Annotated in this window: 22 protein-coding genes; all 22 read right to left on the reverse strand. The window is 63.3% G+C overall.

Features of this window, described 5'->3' with window-relative positions; translation table 11 throughout:
- Positions 1 to 46 precede the first annotated feature (46 nt).
- Positions 47 to 1,015 (reverse strand): flagellar motor switch protein FliM, encoded by a 969-nt coding sequence (fliM, locus tag AC5QPF_RS22615; RefSeq protein WP_494959968.1) that lies wholly within the window; start codon positions 1,013 to 1,015, stop codon positions 47 to 49.
- A 9-nt stretch (positions 1,016 to 1,024) separates the two neighbouring features.
- Positions 1,025 to 1,528: a flagellar basal body-associated protein FliL gene (gene fliL, locus AC5QPF_RS22620; protein ID WP_494959969.1), complete on the reverse strand. Its 504-nt coding sequence runs from the start codon at positions 1,526 to 1,528 to the stop codon at positions 1,025 to 1,027.
- 140 nt (positions 1,529 to 1,668) lie between these two features.
- Positions 1,669 to 2,973, reverse strand: a complete 1,305-nt coding sequence (locus AC5QPF_RS22625) for a flagellar hook-length control protein FliK (RefSeq protein WP_494959970.1) — start codon at positions 2,971 to 2,973, stop codon at positions 1,669 to 1,671.
- 96 nt (positions 2,974 to 3,069) lie between these two features.
- Positions 3,070 to 3,417 carry an Hpt domain-containing protein gene (locus AC5QPF_RS22630; RefSeq protein ID WP_494959971.1) on the reverse strand — a complete coding sequence of 116 codons (348 nt, stop codon included), beginning with the start codon at positions 3,415 to 3,417 and terminating at the stop codon, positions 3,070 to 3,072.
- Between the two features lie 25 nt (positions 3,418 to 3,442).
- The gene (locus AC5QPF_RS22635; protein WP_494959972.1) at positions 3,443 to 5,146 is read right to left on the reverse strand and encodes a SpoIIE family protein phosphatase; all 1,704 of its coding nucleotides are present in this window, start codon (positions 5,144 to 5,146) and stop codon (positions 3,443 to 3,445) included.
- A gap of 8 nt (positions 5,147 to 5,154) precedes the next feature.
- The gene (locus AC5QPF_RS22640) at positions 5,155 to 5,469 is read right to left on the reverse strand and encodes an STAS domain-containing protein (RefSeq protein WP_494959973.1); all 315 of its coding nucleotides are present in this window, start codon (positions 5,467 to 5,469) and stop codon (positions 5,155 to 5,157) included.
- 94 nt (positions 5,470 to 5,563) lie between these two features.
- Positions 5,564 to 6,016, reverse strand: coding sequence for a flagellar export protein FliJ (gene fliJ / locus AC5QPF_RS22645; RefSeq protein WP_494959974.1), 453 nt, complete (start codon positions 6,014 to 6,016; stop codon positions 5,564 to 5,566).
- Positions 6,017 to 6,022: 6 nt separating this feature from the next.
- Entirely contained in the window at positions 6,023 to 7,381 is a 1,359-nt protein-coding gene (gene fliI, locus AC5QPF_RS22650) for a flagellar protein export ATPase FliI (RefSeq protein ID WP_494959975.1), read from the reverse strand.
- A complete protein-coding gene (fliH, locus tag AC5QPF_RS22655; protein WP_494959976.1) occupies positions 7,371 to 8,162 on the reverse strand; it encodes a flagellar assembly protein FliH in 792 nt (263 codons plus the stop codon). Before fliH ends, fliI begins: the two co-directional genes overlap by 11 nt.
- Before the next feature lie 104 nt (positions 8,163 to 8,266).
- Entirely contained in the window at positions 8,267 to 9,286 is a 1,020-nt protein-coding gene (fliG, locus tag AC5QPF_RS22660; protein WP_494959977.1) for a flagellar motor switch protein FliG, read from the reverse strand.
- Positions 9,279 to 11,060, reverse strand: a complete 1,782-nt coding sequence (gene fliF / locus AC5QPF_RS22665) for a flagellar basal-body MS-ring/collar protein FliF (protein WP_494959978.1) — start codon at positions 11,058 to 11,060, stop codon at positions 9,279 to 9,281. The genes fliG and fliF overlap by 8 nt, the downstream gene beginning before the upstream one ends.
- A 15-nt stretch (positions 11,061 to 11,075) precedes the next feature.
- Positions 11,076 to 11,405 carry a flagellar hook-basal body complex protein FliE gene (fliE, locus tag AC5QPF_RS22670; protein ID WP_494959979.1) on the reverse strand — a complete coding sequence of 110 codons (330 nt, stop codon included), beginning with the start codon at positions 11,403 to 11,405 and terminating at the stop codon, positions 11,076 to 11,078.
- Positions 11,406 to 11,522: 117 nt separating this feature from the next.
- Positions 11,523 to 12,917 (reverse strand): sigma 54-interacting transcriptional regulator, encoded by a 1,395-nt coding sequence (locus AC5QPF_RS22675; protein ID WP_494959980.1) that lies wholly within the window; start codon positions 12,915 to 12,917, stop codon positions 11,523 to 11,525.
- Complete coding sequence (locus tag AC5QPF_RS22680; protein ID WP_494959981.1) at positions 12,914 to 14,119, reverse strand: ATP-binding protein; 1,206 nt, start codon at positions 14,117 to 14,119, stop codon at positions 12,914 to 12,916. Before AC5QPF_RS22680 ends, AC5QPF_RS22675 begins: the two co-directional genes overlap by 4 nt.
- 190 nt (positions 14,120 to 14,309) lie before the next feature.
- Positions 14,310 to 15,785 (reverse strand): sigma 54-interacting transcriptional regulator, encoded by a 1,476-nt coding sequence (locus AC5QPF_RS22685; RefSeq protein ID WP_494959982.1) that lies wholly within the window; start codon positions 15,783 to 15,785, stop codon positions 14,310 to 14,312.
- A 169-nt stretch (positions 15,786 to 15,954) separates the two neighbouring features.
- Complete coding sequence (gene fliT / locus AC5QPF_RS22690) at positions 15,955 to 16,251, reverse strand: flagellar protein FliT (RefSeq protein WP_494959983.1); 297 nt, start codon at positions 16,249 to 16,251, stop codon at positions 15,955 to 15,957.
- Positions 16,252 to 16,275: 24 nt separating this feature from the next.
- Positions 16,276 to 16,659: a flagellar export chaperone FliS gene (fliS, locus tag AC5QPF_RS22695; protein ID WP_330076883.1), complete on the reverse strand. Its 384-nt coding sequence runs from the start codon at positions 16,657 to 16,659 to the stop codon at positions 16,276 to 16,278.
- Positions 16,660 to 16,790: 131 nt separating this feature from the next.
- Complete coding sequence (gene fliD, locus AC5QPF_RS22700; RefSeq protein WP_494959984.1) at positions 16,791 to 18,203, reverse strand: flagellar filament capping protein FliD; 1,413 nt, start codon at positions 18,201 to 18,203, stop codon at positions 16,791 to 16,793.
- A gap of 81 nt (positions 18,204 to 18,284) precedes the next feature.
- A complete protein-coding gene (locus AC5QPF_RS22705) occupies positions 18,285 to 18,653 on the reverse strand; it encodes a flagellar protein FlaG (protein ID WP_494959985.1) in 369 nt (122 codons plus the stop codon).
- Positions 18,654 to 18,720: 67 nt separating this feature from the next.
- Positions 18,721 to 19,575 carry a flagellin domain-containing protein gene (locus AC5QPF_RS22710; RefSeq protein ID WP_494959986.1) on the reverse strand — a complete coding sequence of 285 codons (855 nt, stop codon included), beginning with the start codon at positions 19,573 to 19,575 and terminating at the stop codon, positions 18,721 to 18,723.
- A 218-nt stretch (positions 19,576 to 19,793) separates the two neighbouring features.
- Complete coding sequence (locus AC5QPF_RS22715; RefSeq protein WP_494959987.1) at positions 19,794 to 20,054, reverse strand: hypothetical protein; 261 nt, start codon at positions 20,052 to 20,054, stop codon at positions 19,794 to 19,796.
- A complete protein-coding gene (locus AC5QPF_RS22720) occupies positions 20,051 to 21,340 on the reverse strand; it encodes a 6-hydroxymethylpterin diphosphokinase MptE-like protein (protein WP_494959988.1) in 1,290 nt (429 codons plus the stop codon). The genes AC5QPF_RS22715 and AC5QPF_RS22720 overlap by 4 nt, the downstream gene beginning before the upstream one ends.
- Positions 21,341 to 21,381 lie beyond the last annotated feature (41 nt).

Here is a 21,381-nt window from a genome sequence, read left to right on the forward strand (position 1 = left end):
GCTGTCCTCGACGGGCAATCAATTCGGTTGGTAAGGCATGCGGCGCTCAGCGCCGCTCGATCGGCGCCTGGATCTGCAAGGACAGCGTGCCCTTGTGCGAACCCAGGCGGGCCTTGAAGGAGGGCACGCCATTGGCGCGCACGATCAGGTCTTCCGGCAGCTCCACCGGAATCACGTCGCCCGGCTGCATGTGCAGGATGTCGCGCAGCTTGAGCTGGCGGCGGGCCACGGTGGCACTGAGCGGCACGCTGACGTCCAGCACGTCCTCGCGCAGGGCCTTGACCCAGCGTTCGTCCTGGTCGTCGAGGTCGGACTGGAAGCCGGCATCGAGCATTTCCCGCACCGGCTCGATCATCGAGTACGGCATGGTCACGTGCAGGTCGCCGCCGCCACCGTCGAGTTCGATGTGGAAGGTCGAGACCACCACCGCTTCGCTCGGGCCGACGATGTTGGCCATGGCCGGGTTGACCTCGGAGTTTATGTACTCGAAGTTGACCGGCATGATCGCCTGCCAGGCTTCCTTGAGGTCGACGAAGCACTGGTCAAGGACCATGCGCACCACGCGCAGCTCGGTCGGGGTGAACTCGCGACCCTCGATCTTGGCGTGACGGCCATCACCGCCGAAGAAGTTGTCCACCAGCTTGAACACCAGCTTGGCGTCGAGGATGAACAGCGAGGTGCCGCGCAGCGGCTTGATCTTCACCAGGTTGAGGCTGGTCGGCACATACAGCGAGTGCACGTATTCGCCGAACTTCATCACCTGAACCCCGCCCACCGCCACGTCGGCGGACCGGCGCAGCAGGTTGAACATGCTGACGCGGGTGTAACGGGCAAAGCGCTCGTTGATCATTTCCAGGGTCGGCATGCGACCACGGACGATCCGGTCCTGGCTGGTCAGGTCGTAGCTCTTGACACTGCCGGGATCGGTATTGGATTCGGTTTGCACCAGGCCATCGTCGACGCCGTGCAAGAGGGCATCGATCTCATCCTGGGACAGCAGGTCCTGCACGGCCATCTTCGGCTCCTACTGCAATACGAAATTGGTGAACAGCAACTGGTCGACGACCAGCTTGCCGACTTCCTTCTGCGCCACTTCCTGGACACTGGCAGTGGCCTTCTGACGCAGCATTTCCTGGCCGACCGGGGTCGCCAGCGAGTCGAACGACTGGCCGGAGAACAGCATCACCAGGTTGTTGCGAATCACCGGCATATGCACCTTCAGGGCATCCAGCGCGACCTGGTCGCGGGCCTGCATGGTGATACTCACCTGCATGTAGCGCTGGCGGCCGTTCTGGTTGAAGTTGACCACGAAGGCCGGCGACATGGATTCATAGATGGCCGGTTGCTTGACGTTGGCTGCCGCCGCTGCGGGTTCGGCGGCCGGTTTGCTGTCGGACTTGTGCAGGAAAAACCAGGTCGCGCCCACGGACAGGCCGATTGCCAGCAGCAAGGCCAGCACCAACAGCAGGATCAGCTTGAGTTTGCCTTTTACCGCGGGGTCTTTGACTGCTGCTTCGCTCTTCGCCATGCCAATAATCCGTCACTCACAGGAGGTTTGTTCCACTATGGCGTGTGGGCGAGCAAGTGTTATGCCAGTTTCCAGGCCAGGAAGGACAACGCAGAGCCTGTGGGGGCTGGCTTGCCAGCTCCCGCAGGCTCTGCGCAAGATCAGACGACGTAGTCGACGGTGCTGTTGCCCAGGACGGTTTCCACCGGCGCGGTCGCCGCAGCCGCGGCCACCTCACCCTCCTCGCCCTCGGCATTACGTCGACCAGCGACGCCGCTCATCTTCGGCGTGTCATCCTGGCTGCCATTGTGCTGCTGGCGTGACTGGTCAGCGACGTTGACGTCCGGCTGGGCCAGGCCCTGCTGACTGAACAGCTCGCGCAGACGCGGCACCTGGCTTTCCAGGCTTTCGCGCACGCCGGCATGGCCGCTGGTGAAGGTGACCTGAGTGGCATCGGCACCCATGTTCACGCGGATGTCGAGACGCCCCAGCTCCTTCGGCTCCAGTTGGATATCGGCGGACTTGAGATTCTGGCTGGACAGGTACATGACCCGGTTGACCAGGCCTTCGCTCCAGCCGCTCTGGTTCATCGCCAAGGGTTGGTGCAGCGGCGCAGGCGCCACGGCATTGGCGGTCTTGGCGGTCACGGCCTGGGTCAGGCTGGCCAGGCGGTTGGCGAAGTCGTCGACGCGGGTGTCGCTGCTGGCGCTCTTGGTGTCCTTGAGGCCATCGTCGATCAGGTTGGCGAAGGCCTTGTCGCCGCCTTCGGTCTGCCCGCCATCGGCATCCGCCGGCTCGAGCATCTGCGCCAGTGTATTGACAGCCGGCTGCTGGGATTGAGCGGTTTCCGTCGTCGCTGGCTTGGCGTGCGTCGAGGTGGTGCCCTGGGCCTGGGCATTCTGTTCCAGGGCCAGGCGCAGTACCGGCAGGTCGGCCAGGGCATCGCCGTCCGGGTCGAAAGCGTCGTCTTCAGTGGCTGGCGGCGTGACAGATGCAGCCTGGGCCTGCTGGCTGGCGGCCTGGATCACCGGCGCCACCGCTTCAGCCTGGGCCTGCAGCAATTGCGCCCCCTGGGGCGCGTCGGTCAGTTGACCAGCCACCAGGCTGGCATCGAGGGGCTGACTGTCGCCGTCGGCCACCGCGCTGTCGTCGTCGGTCGCGTCGGCGGGCTTGGCCTGGTCATCGCGCTCGTCAGGCAATTTGTTGCCGCCATCGGCAACCTTGCCTTGCCCGGGACCATCGGCCTTGCCGCTGTTTGCCGTCGATTTGTCGACGCCGTCACGATCTCGCGCCGGTACCTCGACCTTGTTGTCGGTCTTGTCCCGAGACTGCTGCGCATACACCTGAGAAAAGTCCGAACCCTTGTCGTTGAGGCTCTGCTGGGCTTTGTCCAGGCTGCCGGCCTGGGCCTTTGCGCTCTTGGCGGCAAGGCTGGATTGCAGCAATGGGTTTGATGCGACGGGCATGAAAAAGGTCTCCGCTACAGAAGCTCGTCATCACGAATAGCGAAGCCTACGCAAAAGTCACGCCAGGTTGGCCCTGACGCGGTGGGGAAAGGTGAATCAACCCACCAGCACCCGCTCGCGCTCGGCGCGGTAGACCTGGCGCACCACTGCGAACTCACGGTCGATCTGGTTGATCAGGTCCTCGATGCCAAACAGCGAATGTGTCTTGACCCGCTCTTCCAACTGGCGACACAGCTCGGCCAGGCCGACAGCCCCCATGTTGCTGCTGCTGCCCTTGAAACTGTGCGCGGCGCGACCCAAATCGTCCGCGCTGCGAGCCTTGTAAAGCTGGCGAATGCGGTCTTCGGAATCGGCGAGGAAGGTTTCCAGCAGGTTCAGGTAATTCCCTTCCATGATCTCCTGAAGATCGCTCAATACCTTGCGGTCAACATGAATATCGGACACTTGTTCACTCCTTGATCAAGTCGGATTATGCCAGAGCATCCCAGGCGAACTCCACGTGCGCCCGGCGCCCACCCTCGGTCCATTCGGCCTGCCGGCTCAGGCGGCGTACCAGGTTCAGGCCCCGGCCACTCAACCGCTGCTCCACGGGCGGCGGCACCTGCACTTTGGCAACATCGAAGCCGCTGCCACTGTCCTCGACTTCAATGATCAGACGCCCACCGCCCTTGCGCGGTTCCACTCGCAGATTGAGGCGGATATGGCCGCTGTCCAGAGCCTCCAGACGCCGGTTGCGTTCTTGATAATAGGCGTTGAAACCATTGGCATCGCGCTTCTGTGCCGAATCCAGGCCCAGCACCCCGTGCTCCAGGGCGTTGGCATAGAGCTCGTTGAGCACGCAGTACAAGGCCCCGCTCTGCTTGCGCAGGCCATGCACCTCCTGCAGTACTTGCATCAGCCAGGGCAAGGGATTGAAGCGCTTGAGGGTCTGGGCACGGAATTCGAAGGACAGCGACCAGTCCAGGGGACTCGATTGCCCGCTATCGGAGTACATCAGTGGCGGCGGCACTACCTGGTCAGGCGCGACCACGGTGATTTCCAGCATGCTGACATCATCCCGCGAGCGCCCGCGAAAGGCTTCCAGGGCCTGCAGCACATCCTCGAACAGGTGTTCGGGCGCCTGATTGTCGGCGAACACGCGCTGCAGGCGCTCGACGCCGAATAGCTGCTCAGTCTCGTCACAGGTATCCACCACCCCGTCGGAGAGCAGGAACAGGCGATCGCCCAAGGCCAGCGGTAACACATCGGTATGCTCGTCGAACTGCTCGGCGGACAGCACCCCCAGCGGCAGGTGTCGCGAAACCAGTGGAATGGCTTCGCCGCCCTTCGCCGGCAACAGATAGCCGTCCGGCATGCCGCCGTTCCACACCTCGACCATGCGCCGTTCAAAGCTCAGGTTGAGCAGCAGCGCGCAGCAGAACATGTCCACCGGCAGTATGCGCTTGAGCTTGGCGTTCATTTCCCGCAGGGTCTCGGCCAGGCCATAGCCCTTGGCGGTCATTCCATAAAAGACCTCGGCCAGGGGCATCGCACCCACGGCCGCCGGCAGACCATGGCCGGTGAAGTCACCGAGCAGCACATGCATCTCGCCGGTAGGCGTGAATGCCGCCAGCAGCAGATCACCGTTGAACAGCGCGTAGGGTGACTGCAGGTAACGGATATTAGGTGCACTGAGACAGCCAGCATGGGCGACCTGATCGAACACCGCCTTGGCCACGCGCTGCTCGGTCAGCAGGTGATCATGATGTCGCGAGATCTCGTCGCGCTGCTCCAGCACCGTTGCCTGCAAACGCCGCAGACGGTCCATCGCGCGGATCTTGGCAGCCAGCACCACCGGGCTGTAGGGCTTGGCGAGAAAGTCATCGCCGCCGGCCTCCAGGCAACGCACCAGCGCCTCGTCCTCGGTCAACGAGGTCAGGAAGATGATCGGTACCAGCTCTTCACCGGCCAGCGCCTTGATCTGCCGTGCCGCCTCGAAGCCATCCATCACCGGCATCACCGCATCCAGCAACACCAACTGCGGACGCTGCTCGGCGAACAGCGTCACGGCCAGCATGCCGTTCTCGGCGGTCAATACCCGATGCCCCTGCTTGCGCACCAGGGTCGCCAGCAGCAGACGGTCCGTGGCGCCGTCTTCGACAATCATCACGGTGAGGGCTTGCTGGCTGCTCATGGTGAGGCTCAACTGATCTCGAAGAGCTTTTCGAAGTTGGAAATCGCGAGGATCTTGCGCACATCGGGCGTGGTGTTGATCACGCTGATCTGCGACTCCTCGCCGGCATGGTCACGCAAAAGCAACAACATGCCGAGGGCCGAGCTGTCGAGGTAGGTCGCCTCCTTGAGGTCGACCACCACCGCATCGAACTGCCTGGAGGAGCGTCCGGTGTCGTCCTCGTAGGTCTTGCGGAATTCCTGATGCTTGCCGAAATCGAAACGACCCTTGACACGGATCGTCAGTTTTTTCCCGTCCGGGGACAGCTCGGATTCAACGGCCATGTTGAGGCTCCCTTCGACAATGGCGAAAGCGGACTTCTACAGGTTTAGCAGGGGTCCGACACGCCGGCAAGGCGCGCCCACCATCGCCCGGTGTTCAGAAGTGATCGTGCCGGGGCAGACGCTGGGAGAGCTCGTCGAGCAGCTTCTGCTCACGCTTGTCTTCCAGCAGACGGGCTTCCTCGATATAGCGCTGGACCAGCTTGCGCAGGCCCTCGACCCGGGCATAGGCCTGTTGCCAGGTACCGCGGGCACTCTCAAGATTGTTCTGGTGCCAGGTCAGGCTCTGGTGCTGCTGGGCCACCGCGGTGTCGAGCTGGCCAAGGAAGCGCTGGAAACCCACCAGCCACTTGCCGGACACACCCTGGCTGCCGCGCTGCACCCATTGTTGCGAGTAGTCGGCGCGGAACTGGTCGAGCTCGGCAAGCTTGGCCTGGGCCAGGTTGACCTGCTGCTGGAAGTGACCGAGACGCTGCGCGGCCTTGCGCTCGGCGTCCTCGGCCATCTCCACCACCGGAACCAGGCGGGCGGCGCGGCTGGGTTGGGCCATGGCCTATCAGCCCGGCGCAAGCGGGGCGAACACCCCTGCCAGTTGGTCGCGGCTCTGCTCCTGGCTGACGTTCTCGTTCAGCCCCTGGCGCAAGAAGCCGACGAGACGCGGCTGCAGGGCGATGGCCAGGTCGGTTTCCTTGTCACCACCGGCGACGTAGGCCCCGACACTGATCAGATCGCGACTCTGCGAGAGGCGCGACCACAGTTGCTTGAATTGCTGGGCCTGGGTCATCTGCTCGGGGGTGACCACCTGCGGCATGACCCGGCTGATGGACGCCTCGATATCGATAGCCGGGTAGTGCCCCTCCTCCGCCAGGCGCCGTGACAGCACGATATGGCCGTCGAGCACGCCACGTGCCGAGTCGGCGATCGGGTCTTGCTGGTCGTCGCCCTCGGACAGCACGGTGTAGAACGCGGTGATCGAACCACCGCCGGCCTCGCCGTTACCGGCACGTTCCACCAGCTTGGGCAGCTTGGCGAACACGGAAGGCGGATAACCCTTGGTCGCCGGCGGCTCGCCGATAGCCAGGGCGATTTCCCGCTGGGCCTGGGCGAAACGGGTCAGGGAATCCATCAGCAACAGGACGTTCTTGCCCTTGTCGCGGAAATATTCGGCGATCCGCGTGCAGTACATCGCCGCGCGCAGACGCATCAGCGGCGCATCGTCCGCCGGCGAGGCAACGACCACCGAACGCTTGAGGCCCTCGGTGCCGAGGATGTGCTCGATGAATTCCTTCACCTCGCGACCCCGCTCGCCGATCAGCCCGACCACGATGATGTCGGCTTCGGTGAAGCGGGTCATCATGCCCAGCAACACCGATTTACCCACGCCGGTACCGGCGAACAGGCCAAGACGCTGGCCACGACCAACGGTGAGAAGGCCGTTGATGCTGCGAATACCCACGTCCAGCGGCTGGCTGATGGGGTCGCGGTTCAGCGGGTTGATGGTCGGACCATCCATCGGCACCCAGTCCTCGGCCTTCATTCCACCCTTGCCGTCCAGCGCACGACCGGCACCGTCCAGAACCCGGCCGAGCATGCTCATGCCCATTGGCAGGCGACCACTGTCGTCCAGCGGCACCACCCGCGCGCCCGGTGCGATGCCGGCGACGCTGCCGACCGGCATCAGGAACACCTTGCCGCCGGCAAAGCCCATGACCTCGGCCTCGACCTCCACCGGATGGTAGCTGTCGTCGTTGATCACCTTGCAGCGACTGCCGATGGCAGCGCGCAGGCCTTCGGCCTCCAGGGTCAGGCCGACCATGCGCAGCAGGCGCCCTTCCACCACGGGCTGGCTGGGCAGACGCACGGCGTCCGCGTAGGTGCCGAGGCGCGTGGCGAAGCTGGTGCGATCAAGGCGCATCGCTGGTTTCCGTTTCTTCGACCGGCACCTTGTGCTTGTCCTGCAGGTCGATGTGCAAGTCCGGCGCGGCCGGGTGCAGGCCCTGGTCGTGCAACTGGTCGAACAGTTGCTTCAGGGCCTTCTCGATTCGGGTTTCGACAGTGGCGTCGATGCGGCTGTGGGCGGTCTCTACCCAGCAGCCGCCAGGCTGCAGGGAATCGTCCTCGAGCAGCTTCCAGCTTTCCTCGTGGCGCTCGCGCAGGGCCTTGGCCAGGGCGAAGTCCTGGGGATTGACATGGATGCGGATGTTCTCGGCCCCCATGGGCAGCAGCTTCAGGGCTTCGCGCAGGACATGGGTGATCTGGCTGGAATCAGTCTTCAATTCGCGGCCGATCACTTCCCGGGCGATATGGCTGACCAGGTGCACCAGTTGCTTCTCGATCAGCGCGTCCTGCTCGGCGATCGGTTCCAGCAGATGCCCCATCAGTTGCTCCAGGCTTTCCAGGCGGGCATTCAATGCCACCTCGGCTTCCTGGCGGACCTTGAGCTGGGTGCTGTGGAAACCTTCGCGCTCGCCGGTGGCAAAGCCCTCGTTGTAGGCCTCCTGGCGGATGCTTTCGAGTTCTTCGAGGGTCAGCGGCTGGACTTCCTCCAGCGGGACTTCCTCGACGGTTTCCTCGGGCTCCGGCTCAGGTTCAGGCTCGGGTTCAGGCTCAGGGTCGAAACTGGGCAGCGCCCAGCGGTCGAACCCCTCGAGGTCGCGGGCGCGGATCAGTTCACTCAAATGCTCGTTGGTCGACATGATTCCATGCGCTCAAAATGGGTTGCGGATGATCGGGCCCAGGCGCTGCCACTGGCGGGCTGCCTGGAAAAAGGCGCCGATCCCGAGGGACCGGCGCCCAGCCATCAGATCATCTCTTCGGCACCTTTGCCGCCCAGCACGATTTCGCCGGCTTCGGCCATGCGGCGGGCGATGGTGAGGATTTCCTTCTGCGCCGTCTCGACGTCGCTGACGCGGACCGGGCCCTTGGCCTCCAGGTCGTCGCGCAGCAGCTCGGACGCACGCTTGGACATGTTCTTGAAAATCTTGTCCTTGACCTTCTCGTCGGCACCCTTGAGAGATACCACCAGCACATCGGAGGAGACTTCCCGCAGCAGCGCCTGGATGCCGCGGTCGTCCACATCGGCCAGGTTGTTGAAGACGAACATGAGGTCTTCGATCTGCTCGGACAGATCGCCATCGATATCGCGAATCGCATCCATGAGCTGGCCTTCGACCGAACTGTCGAGGAAGTTCATGATGTCCGCGGCGCGCTTGATGCCACCCAGGGTGGTTCGGGCGGCGTTGGAGTTGCCGGAGAACTGCTTCTCGAGGATCTGGTTGAGTTCCTTCAGTGCCGCCGGCTGCACGGTGTTCAGCGAGGAGACGCGGAGAATGATGTCCAGGCGCACCTTGTGATCGAAGTTGCCCAGCACCTCGCCAGCCTGATCGGGGTCGAGGTAAGCCACGACGATCGCCTGGATCTGCGGGTGCTCGTAGCGGATGACGTCAGCGACAGCGCGCGGCTCCATCCACTTCAGGCTGTCCAGGCCGCTGGTGTTGCCGCCCAGAAGGATGCGGTCGATCAGGCCGTTGGCCTTGTCCTCGCCCAGCGCCTGGGTGAGCATCTTGCGGATATAGCCGTCGGAACCGACGCCAAGGCTGGTCTGGTCGCCGACGATCTCGACGAACTCGCTCATGACCTGCTCGACCTGCTCGCGATGGATGTTGCCCATCTGCGCCATGGCCACGCCTACGCGCTGGACCTCTTTCGGCCCCATGTGCCGCAGTACCTGCGCGGCGTCGGTCTCGCCCAGCGACAGCAGCAGGATGGCTGCCTTGTCGACCCGGGTGAGCTTGGAAGTCAGGGCTCGATTGTCACTCATCGGCGTTGATCCACTCTTTCACGACCTGGGCCACGCGACCCGGGTCTTCTGCCACCAGACTCTTGATAGCGTTGAGCTGGGCGTCGTAGCCCTCGCTCGGACTAGGCAAGAGGATGCTTTGCGGACCACCCAGGCTCACACGATCGTTGGCCAGTTCGCCATCCAGACCGATCATGCCGCCCAGTTCCATGTCGCTGTCGCTGGCCGACTGCTTGCCGCCGCCAGTGATGTTGTTGAGCACCGGACGCAGGACACCGAAGACCAGCACGAGGATGAACAGGACACCGAGCACCTGCTTGACGATGTCCCAGAACCACGGCTGCGAGTAGAACGGGATCTCGGCGATGGTCTCGCCACGGTCGGCGGCGAACGGCACGTTGATCACGCTGACGCTGTCGCCGCGGCTGGCATCGAAGCCCACCGCGTCCTGCACCAGGCGGGTGAAGCGCGACAGGTCCTCGGCACTCCACGGCACGGTGGTGGTGTTGCCGTTGGCGGGATCGATCTTGACCTGGTCGTCCACCACCACGGCGACCGACAGGCGGGTCAGGCGACCCTGCTGCTGGCGGGTATGGCTGATGGAGCGGTCCAGCTCGAAGTTCTTGGTCGACTGGATGCGCTTGTCCGCAGGATACGGCGCGAGCATCGGCTGGCCGGTGGCCGGATCCATGACCTGCTGGCCGTTGGCGTCGAGGAGCGGCTGACCGGGCTGGATCGCCGCTGCGGCGCCAGCGGCACCGCCACCGGTGGTCTGTGGCGCCGTGGCCGGGCCAGGCGGCTGGTTGCTCAGCGCGCCGGGCACGCCTTGCGGGCCGGAGCTGCTGGAGCGCTGCTCATTGACCGACTGCTCGCTGCGCAGTGCAGGCTGGTCCGGGTTGAACTGTTCGGCGGTGGATTCGACGGCACTGAAGTCGACGTCGGCGGAGACTTCGGCCTTGTAGCGGTCGTTGCCCAGCACCGGCTGCAGGATGTTGTGCACCCGCTGGGTCATCAGGGCTTCCATGCGCCGACTGTAGTCGAACTGCTTGCCGGCGACGGTGAGTTCGGTGTTTTCCAACTGGCTGGAGAGCAGGTTGCCCTTTTGGTCGACCACGGTGACCTGGGACTTGTCCAGTTCCGGCACGCTGGTGGCCACGAGGTTGACGATGGCCATGACCTGGCCCGCTTCCAGCGAACGCCCCGGGTACAGCTCGACCAGTACCGAGGCGCTCGGCTTGCGCTCGTCACGCACGAACACCGAGCTTTTCGGGATGGCCAGGTGCACGCGGGCGGCCTTGACGTTGCTCAGGGCGGAGATGGTCCGCGCCAGCTCGCCTTCCAGGCCGCGACGGTAGCGGGTGGCCTCCATGAACTGGCTGGTGCCGAGCCCTTGCTCCTTGTCGAGGATCTCGAAGCCGACGTTGCCGTCGCTTGGCGCCACGCCGGCGGCGGCGAGTTTCAGGCGCGCGCGGGAGACGTCCTCGGCCTTGACCAGCAATGCACCGGAATTGGGCTCGACGTTGTAGGGGATGTCTGCGGCCGCCAGGGTTTCCATGACCTGCTTGGTGTCCATGCCGCTGAGGCTGCCGTACAGCGGACGGTAGTCCGGCTGCTGCGACCAGAGGACCACGGCGAAACCGATGGCCACGCTGGCGGCCAGACCGACCAGCAGGCCGATCTGCCGCAGCATGGGCATCTGCGAGAGGTTTTCCAGGAACGACATGCCGAACAGCGGCGGTTTTGGCGCTGGCGGGCTGCCCTTGGCGGGCACGTTATCGACGACTGCATCGGCCATGAATCAAATCCCGCCTTAAACCGGCATCTGCATGATGTCTTGATACGACTGGACCAGCTTGTTGCGCACCTGGGTCAGGGCCTGGAACGACACGCTGGCCTTCTGCGAGGCGATCATCACGTCGGTCAGGTCGACCCCGCTCTTGCCGATCTCGAAGGCATTGGCCAGTTGCGTGGAAGCCTGCTGGGTGTCGTTGACCTTGTTGATGGCCTGACCCAGCATGTCGGCGAAACTGCTCTGCCCCAGTTCGGCAGGCGACTGCACGGCCTTCGGCGCCGACATGGCTTCCGCCTGCATGGCGCGCATGTCCAGCATCAACCGATTGAATTCAACACCTTGGCTCATGAACTTCTCTCTCCGACGGCCCGCAGATTTTTGACACTCACGCAGCGGATGAACAGGACTTAGCAACAAGAGTGCCAGCTACGCCCAACGATTTTGCAAAACGATGACCATCCATCCTCAAAGCCCCGTGGCGTACAGGCTGGCTTCGACATCCATACCTGCATCACGCATCTGCGCCAGCTTGTAGCGCAGCGTCCGCGGACTGATGCCCAAACGCTCGGCGGCCTCCTTGCGGCGGCCGCGCTCAGCGCGAAGGGTGTCGATGATCATCTGGAATTCATGCCGGCGCAAGTCGTCACCCAGCCCGCCCGGCTCCTGTGTTTCAGCCGCTGCCGCCACGGGGGCCGCAACCTTGAGCGGCTGCGGCGCCAGCACCGGCAGCACGCCGGCCAGGCAGAAGTCCGCAGCGGCGATCACCCCGCCCTGCTGCAGGATCAGTGCACGCTGGATCGCATTGTCCAGTTCACGCACGTTGCCTGGCCACGGATAGCCTTGCAGGCACGCCTTGGCTTCCTCGGAGAGCCTAACCGGCGCGTGCTTCATTTTATTGACGTGGCGCAATAGCAGACGCTCGGCCAATGGCAGAATGTCGGCGCTCCGTTCTCTCAACGGGCGCCAGGCCAGCGGGAACACCGACAGGCGATAGAACAGGTCTTCACGGAAACGCCCCGCTGCCACTTCGCCCGCCAGGTCGCGGTTGGTCGTGGCAACCACGCGGATATCCAGGGGTATCGGCTTGCGCCCGCCAACCCGCTCCACTTCGCGCTCCTGCAATACCCGCAACAGCTTGGCCTGCAGGCCCAGGGGCATTTCGGAAATCTCGTCCAGCAGCAGCGTGCCGCCGTCGGCCTGCTCGAACTTTCCGGCCTGCGCCGCGATGGCGCCGGTGAACGAGCCTTTCTCGTGACCGAACAGGGTGGCTTCGAGCATGTTGTCAGGGATCGCCGCGCAGTTGATCGCCACGAAAGCCTCACTGGCCCGCGGCGATTGCTGGTGGATATAGCGCGCCAGCACTTCCTTGCCGGTCCCCGACTCGCCAGAAATCAGCACAGTGGAATCGCTGCGCGCGACCCGCGCAGCCAACTCGAGCAGTTGCGCACTGGCCGGCTCGCAGGCTATCGGGCCCTCAGCGTCGGCGCCGCTGGCAGCACCCAGCGCATGGCGAGCGACCAGGTCGAGCAGAGCTCGCGGCTCGAATGGCTTGACCAGGTAGTCCGCCGCGCCTTGGCGAATCGCATCCACCGCCCGCTCCACCGCGGCATGAGCGGTCATCAGCAGCACCGGCAATTGGGGTTGCACCGCACGCAGGCGTGCCAGCAACTGGTGCCCATCCATGCCCGGCATATTGACGTCGCTGACCACCAGGCTGAACGACTCGGCCGCAACCCTCTCCAACGCCTCTTCCGCCGAGCCGGCGGCACAATAGGTGAAACCACCCAGTTCCAGGGTGTCACCCAGGGCCTGGCGCAGGGAGCGGTCGTCTTCGACCAGCAGGACCTTGATCGCGCTCATGCCGACACCTCCGTCGCCGCGCCAATCAATGGCAAGGTGACGATGGCGCAAGTGCCGCGCCCCTGGCGCGAACGCAGGTGCAACTCCCCCTGGTGCGCACGGGCAACCGCCGTCACCACTGCCAGCCCGAGACCGGTGCCGGTTGCCTTGGTGGTCAGGAAGGGTTCGCCCAGGCGTTGCAGCAGCGCGGCGTCGATACCCGCCCCCGCATCGCTGACGCACAGGCGCAGGGTGTTGCTTCGGCGATACAGGTGAATCTTCAGGCGCGCGCGATCGCCACTGGCCTGCAGGCCGTTCTCGATCAGGTTGAGCAACGCACCCACCAGGGTGTCGCGGTTGCATAGCAGCTCACCGAGGTGGCTATCGCACTGCCAGCGCACCTCATGACCTTGAACCTGGGTCTGCGCCGCTTGCTGCAGCGCCTGGAACAGCGCCTTGGGGGTCAGGCGCTCGGTCAGCGGCAACTCGCCACGGGCGAACACCAGCATGTCACGGACCTGATGCTCCAGCTCATGCAGGCGCTCCTTGAGGTTGCCGGCGAAACGCTGGCGGGTGTCCAGCGGCAGGTCCTGCTCGGCCAGGTGGCTGGCGTAGAGCAAGGCCGCAGACAGCGGCGTACGGATCTGATGAGCCAGCGAGGCGACCATCCGCCCGAGAGTGGAAAGCCGCTCGTGACGGGCGAGCTGGGCCTGCAGATGCCGGGTTTCGGTGAGATCGTTGAGCAGCACCAACTGACCGGGCTCGGCATCCAGCGAACGCGTCGAGATGGAGAGGCGACGACCATCGCGCAGGGAAATCTCGTGGCCATCGTCTTCCCGCGGAGCAAAGCTGCGTGCAATCACCTGACGCCACAACTCCCCCACCAGCGGCTCGCCAAGCAGTTCCCCGGCCGTCGGGTTGGCCTCGCGCACCAGACCATGACCATCGATGACAATCACCCCACCAGGCAAAAGGTCCAGCAGGTTCTGCAAGCGATTGGCCAGACGCTCCTTTTCCGCCAGCTCGGCCATACGCTGGGCACTGACCACTTCCAGTTCGCCCTTGAGCTCGGTAACCCGGGCCTCGAGCAGGTTGTAGGACTGACTGAGCTGGGTCGACATCTGGTCGAACAAGGCGAACGCCTGCTCCAGGCCGTCGCGGCTCTGCTGCTCGGCGTCATCCGCGCGTTGCGGCTCAGGGGAAATGGTGGCGGCGTGGGGCATCGTGCTCTCTCGCATGGCTTACCGTCATAAAACGGCATGTTGCCAGCGATGTAGCAATAGCCATGCCGGAAACTTTTCCGCCATTCGGGAGGGAACCAGGGATGGCGCAAAAAGCCCGTGGACACGGGCCTTTACCACATACAAAGAAAGGTTTTATGACAACAACGCGGGCAAGCACGCGAAACAGGCGTCAATCATCCGCCTGCTCATCACCTTCACGCCGGCTCATGCCGTACTTGCGCATCTTCTCCACCAGAGTGGTACGACGAATGCGCAGGCGCTCTGCGGCACGGGCGACGATACCGTTGGCATCGTCCAGCGCCTGCTGGATCAGACCCTGTTCCAGGCTGCCAAGGTAATCCTTCAGATCCAGGCCTTCCGGCGGCAGCATGGCGTTGGTCGGGAAACTTGGCGCATGACCGTTGATCGCCACGCGCTCCTCGAGGTCGGTGCGCAGGCTGTCCACCAGTTGCTCGTCCTCGTCGTCGACATAGCGGAACTTCTTCGGCAATTCGGCCACGCCGATCACGCCATAGGGGTGCATGATCGCCATGCGCTCCACCAGGTTGGCCAGCTCGCGGACGTTGCCCGGCCAGCCGTGGCGACACAGGGACATGATCGCCGCCGAATTGAAGCGGATCGAACCGCGCTTCTCGTGCTCCATGCGCGAGATCAGCTCGTTCATCAACAGCGGGATGTCTTCCACGCGCTCGCGCAGCGGGGCCATCTCGATGGGGAATACGTTCAGGCGGTAGTACAGGTCCTCACGGAACGACCCCACCTCGATCATGCTTTCGAGATTCTTGTGGGTCGCCGCAATGATGCGCACGTCGATGCTCTGGGTCTTGTTGCTGCCGACCCGCTCGAAGGTGCGCTCCTGCAGCACGCGCAGCAACTTGACCTGCATCGGCAACGGCATGTCGCCGATCTCGTCGAGGAACAGCGTGCCGCCGTTAGCCAGTTCGAAACGCCCGGCGCGGCTGGTGATGGCACCAGTGAAGGCACCCTTCTCATGGCCGAACAGCTCGCTTTCAAGCAACTCGGCAGGGATCGCCCCGCAATTGACCGGGACGAACGGCGCCTCACGGCGCTTGGAGTGATAGTGCAGGTTGCGCGCGACGACTTCCTTGCCGGTCCCGGACTCGCCGAGGATCAGCACGCTGGCGTCGGTATCGGCAACCTGCTGCATCATCTGCCGCACGTGCTGGATGGCCCGACTGGTGCCGACCAGACTGCGGAACAGGTTCGGCTCGCGCTGCCGGCCGCGCTCGCGGGCCTGGTCGTACATCTCGCGATAGACCTGGGCACGGTGCAGCGAATCCAGCAGGTTGCTGTAGCTCGGCGGCATTTCGAGGTTGGAGAGCACGCGGCGGCGCAGCTCTTCCGGAAGTTCGAGCGAAGAAATTTCGCCCAGAAGCAGAACGGGAAGGAACTCATCCCAGGCAGCCACTGTCTTAAGCAAACCCAGCACCCCAGCCGGCGCATTTACATCGCCGATAAGGACACAGAGGACTTCACGACTGGACGACAACGACTCGACCACCTGCTCCCAGTCATGACTGGAGCACGGCAGATTTTCTTCCCCAAGAAAATTCAACACCACCGCCAGATCACGGCGGCGAGCACTATCGTCATCGATCAGGAGAATTTTGGTTTCACGCCACATGCAATAGCAACTTCCCTAGTCAACTCGAGGCCCGTCGAAGGGCATGCTCGACATCATTCCGACTGAACGGTCAGTGTTCCGACGTCTGAAATTAGAAAACAGCCACTAGTTAAGTCAAAAAACCCTTCACAGTCAAATTTATGGCGCGCGACTGATTTTCGATCCACCTTCAGCGGTACAGATGGTATACCTTTGTCGCCTGTTGCGCCTGCTTGATCTTTGACATCTCGTCGGCAATTGCCTGACGCTCTTCCGTCGCCACGTCGATCAACTGACGATAGACCCCGAGCAGGTCCTGAAGGTTGTCCCGCAGCGCCTCCTCGTCGACCACTTCCGCGCTCATTACCTCGTCCATGCAGTCACGGCAAGCCTGGTCCAGTTCACCCACCGCTTCCCAGTCGCGCTTGGCCAGTGCACCGATCAGCGCCTCCCGGGTTTCCTCGATTCGCTTGAGCACAGCACTCATCACGATACCCTCTATCGCAACTGGTTATTGTGGAGCGACCGCATCCCAGCCTTCCTTGACGGTAGTCAACAATTCCGTCACTTCGTCGAGCGCGGCAATGTCGTTCTTCAGGTTGGCGTCGGTCAGGCGACGGGTCATGTAGAGATAGAGGTTGTCCAGACGCTCCAGTTCCGCCGTCATGTTGTCGCGGTCCAGGCCCTCTCGCAGACCGCCGACGATGCCGATGGCCTTGCCGATGGCGATGCCCTTGCCGGCGATATCCTTGCGCTCCAGCGAGCCTTTGGCCTGGGCGATACGGTCCAGGCCGCCTTCCATCAGCATTTGCACCAGGCGGTGCGGGCTGGCTTCGGACGTCTGCGCCTGTGCACTGATTTTCTGATACTGCCGAAGGGCCAACATCGGATTCATTGCGTGTACCTCACCAAAAACGTTGTCTCTATGACAGGGCTATCGGCGCCGCGTCAAAAAACTTTAGGAAAAATGCAAAAAGCCCGACATGCTGGATTGGCACTGCCGGGCTTTTGGCGTTACGCGCGGGATCAGGAGTTTTTCTGCTGAGCCGCCATCGCACTGAAGATCGACGTGATGTTATCACGCTGGGCGTTGAGCTTGCCGACCAGGGTATCCATGGTGTTGTACTTCTTGGTCAGCGAGGTGGTCATCGCGGTAATCCGTGCATCCAGGCTCGACTGCTGCATGGTCAGGTTCTTCTTGGCGCTCTCGAGGATCTTCGAGCGGTCCGCCAGCAGGCCATCGGTGGCCGTGTACGGTTCCAGCGCCTTGGTCATGCGATTGGCCAGGCCGTCATCACCGGAGAACATCTTCTGGATCTCGCCCCCCAGCTTCTGGGTGTCGATGGCCGCGGTGAACTTGGTGCTGTCGAGCTCCAGCAGGCCAGTGCTCTGCACGGTATTGATGCCCAACTGCGACAGCACCTTCAAGGTGCCGTTGCCATTGGCGTTGGGAACCACCAGCTCGTTGCGCAGCGCCGAGAGCATGCCGCGGACCATGGAGTCGCCAGCCAGTGCAGGAGCGGTACCCATGGTGCCATCAGCGTTCTTCGGCGTCTGGCTGAAGTTGTTGATGGTAGTCACCAGCGCGTTGTAGGCGTCGACGAAGCTCTGCACCGATTTCTTCAGGCCGTCGTTGTTGGTGCCGACAGTGATGTTGGTCCCTGCTTCAGTGGTTTTGGCCACCAGCTCGAAGGTCAGGCCGCTGACGGCATTCTCGACCTTGTTGGACTTGCTGGTCAGCGGCATGCCGTCGACAGTGAACGAGGCATCCTTGGCGATCTCGGTAATGAAGCCGGCGCCCGTGCCCGTCATCTTGGTGGTGCCGGTGATCTCCAGTTCGCTGATGCCACTCACGGAAATGTCCGAACCGGCACCCGTGTTGGTCGACGTCAGGACCAGGCGCGAGCCGGTGCCGTCGTTGATGATGTTGGCGGTGATGCCCTTGGCGGTCAGCGTGCCGTTGATCGAATCGCGCACCGACTGCAAGGTGGCACCGGCACCGATCTCGACCTTGAGTTCTTCACCCGCCGCGCCCTGCTTGATCACCAGGGTGCCTTCACTGATCGCCGTGCTGCTGTCGGCAAAGCGCTGGCTGGCGACCTTGGACGCCGTAGCGAGGCTGTTGACGACGACGTTGTAGTTACCATTAACCGCATTCGCACCCGCCGTCGCCTTGACGGTCTTGTCGTCGGCAGTGGTCGCCGAATAGGCGATGAACTGCGGCGTGGTAGAGCTGCCGAGTTTTTCCAGCGCGGTCTTGTAGGTGGCCAGCGCACTTTTCAGGCTGCCGATGGCGGAGATCGAGGCCGTATTGGCCTTGGTCTGCCGGTCGATCTGGTTCTGCTTGGGCGTTTTTTCGGCGTCAACCAGGGCTTTGACGATCGCAGTGGTATCCAGACCACTGCCAAGGCCGAGGGCCGGTAGAATTGGACTTGCCATTGTTCTCTCCTTTTTGGTTCACGCCAAACGCTTGACCATCACTGGCCACGAACCGGGGATCAATCAAATTTCGTACCGCTTTCAGACTTTCTCGTCGAAAAGCAGGCTGTTGACGTCTTGCAGGCTCTTGGCCAGTTCCAGGGCGGTCTCCGACGGAATCTGTCGAATCACTTCGCCGCTGTCCCGCGCAATCACCTTGACGACAGTCGTTCCGGTGGACTCGTCCACCGAAAACTCCAGGTTGCGCTGCAACGACTGGACGTAATCCTGAAGGCCCTTCACCGCTTCCTGCAAGTCGGTGTCGGACTGTTTCTTCTCGTTTTCCACAGCCGCAAGGCTCGGCTTGCTGTGGACCTTCTCGGACGCACCCTGTTCAGCAGCTTTGTCCTGCTGGGCCACGGCTGCCGCCGGAGCCGGGTAAGACGCGTTCAATCTGACGCTCATGTCCATCGCCCATCACCTCCAAAGTAAAAAGCGAGGGAATGCTCGCGCACGCCCTCGCTCTTCATCGTAGCTATTACTGAAGCAGTTTCAGTACAGCGGATGGCAGTTGGTTGGCCTGGGCCAGAACTGCGGTGGACGCTTGCTGCAGGGTTTGCTGCTTGGTCAGCTGAGCGGTTTCTGCGGCGAAGTCGGTGTCCTGAACACGGCCCAGAGCGGAAGCCGAGTTCTCGTTCATGCTCTGCAGGTTGTTGATGGTGGACTGGAAGCGGTTCTGGATGGCACCCAGTTCCGATTTCTTGTCGTCAACTTTCTGCAGGGCGGCGTCGATCGCGGTGATTGCGCCGTCAACAGCGGTGTGAACTGCGGAGTCCGAAGTACCGGAGATCGCCAGGGCGCCGGTACCAACAGCCAGGGCGGTAGCCGCGAAGCTGGAGGTCATCGAAACGCTCAGGATCTGGCTGGTACCGGTCATCGCACCGACCTGGAACTCCATGGTGCCAGCGGAACCGTTCAGCAGTTGCTTGTTGGTGCCGTAGGTGGTGGAGGTGGCGATACGGGTGATTTCGTCGGACTTGGCCGCGAATTCCTTGTTCAGAGCAGCACGTTCAGTGGTGCCGTTCGAGTCGTTACGTGCTTGCAGAGCCAGCTCACGCATACGCTGCAGGATGTTGGTGATTTCCGACAGAGCGCCTTCAGCGGTCTGGGTGATCGAGTTACCGTCGTTGGCGTTCTTGATGGCAACGGTGGTACCGGTAACCATGGTCTGCAGCTTGTTAGCGATCTGCTGACCAGCGGCGTCGTCTTTGGCGCTGTTGATACGCAGGCCGGAAGACAGGCGGGTCATCGAGGTGCTCAGCGAGTCGGAAGCTTTGTTCAGGTTCTTCTGCACGCCCAGCGAAGTGGTGTTGGTGTTTACGGTTAATGCCATGACGAATTCCTCGTTGGATGGATACTGCGGCTTCCGGCCCTGGCATCCGCCGGGTGTGGCCTAGAGAACCTTCGTAATGTTTATCGCCGGGTTCGGGGATTGCTTTAGGGTTTTTTCAAAAAAAAATGCCATCACGCTGCCACCCCTTGAAAATCAGGCACTTGCCAAGAGGCACCGGAAACGCAAACGGTTAGCCCGGTGTGATGGCCATCACAGTTTCAGGTCGAAGCTGCCTGCTCGATCAGATTCACCAGCTCGTACTCCAGGCTGTCGGCCAGGGCGATCCAGTCCTGGCGCTGCTGGGTGGCGAGCAGTTCGCCGAACAGCGCGGCGAATTGCCCTTGCAGTGCCTGTGGCGCCCGGCTGAACAGGCCCGGGGCGGCCTCGAACAGCTCGACCATGGCGACCGCCGCCTCTACATCCCGCCCCAGGCGGAACAGGCCGGCACAGCGACGGGCATTGTCCTGGAAGGCGGTCATGGGCAGAACTCCGGAGCGAAACGGGTGCCGACGATCAGGGCGCCGGCCCGGCTGGTGTTGACGAAGTCGACCTGCGGATGACGGGCGATGAAGCGCTCCAGCTCGATCAGGTAACTGCGGAAATTCAGCTGGGTGCGCACCCGCTGGCCATGACCGTCGAGCACCCAGTGACGCGCCGCGGCCAGTTGCGGACCGAGCACGCCATCGTCCCAGCCCGTGTGGGTGCGGTTGCCGGGGAAGGCGAAATCTGCGCCGAACAGGGTGATGCGCTGCATGCCCATCTTCACCGCCAGGTCCGCCGCCGGATGGATGACGCTGCCGCCGACGAACAGGTGCCCGCGCGGGATCGTGTCGCGCACCCGGGCATACAGGGCGCTGTCGGAATAGGCGGCATAGCGCGGGCCGCGCCAGAGCGCGACGGTCTCGACATCGAGCATGGGCATATAGACCAGCGCGGTATCCGCCGAAGCCTCGGGCGGCAGGTGGTGCAGGCGGATCTTGTGGTCGACGCTGACCACGATGTCCGGGGTGATGCCCGCCGCCAGCAGCGGCTTGTAGGCAGTGTCGACGGCAATGAACAGCGGTCGCCCGGCCTGCTCGCGCACACGCTTCAACGCCGGCAGGTGGCCTTGCAGGCTCGGACCGGTGGCGATCACGAAGGCCTCCTGCCCTGCCCGGCTGCCGAACAGTTGCGCCACGTCGTGGTCGGCGCGCAGCAGCGGCAGGCTCTGGTCGAGCAGCGCCACCAGGTGCGGGTCGGCCACGTCGAAGGTGGTGTTGTTGAAGGTCAGGTGGGTTTCGCTGATCAGGCGGTCGCGGATCTTCGCATTGAAGTCGTCGGCCAGGACCAGCTCCGCCGGCAGGGCGAAATACGGCAGGGCAATCTCGCTGGCGTCGCCCGCGCAGGCAAGTTCGACCCGTGGATCGGCCAGCCAGGAGGTCTGGTCGAGCAGGTGCAGGACCAGGGCGAACAGGGCGCCGTTGAGGATGTGCACGTGCAGGCGCTGCAGCCCGGGGCGTTGCAGCAGCACGTCCTGGAGATCACCGAGCCCGGTGCCATAGAGATGCAGCACCGCAACATCGGGCAGGCTGGCAGCCTGGAAACGCGCCTCGGCGAGGCGATCGTGGCGACTGGTGAGCTGGATGCCATCGATACTGAGGGTCGAGCCCAGGCCTTCGACCAGTTGCGCATTGACCGCTGCGCTGTCCTCGCCCGCGATACGTGTGGACAACGCCGGCCAGCGGGCCTGGAGGATCTGGGCGTTACGCTGGAAAAACTCGCTCATCGATGAGCATCCCCTGCCTGCGAAACGCCCGAGATTACCTC

The organism is Pseudomonas sp. Con_6, from assembly GCF_059379395.1.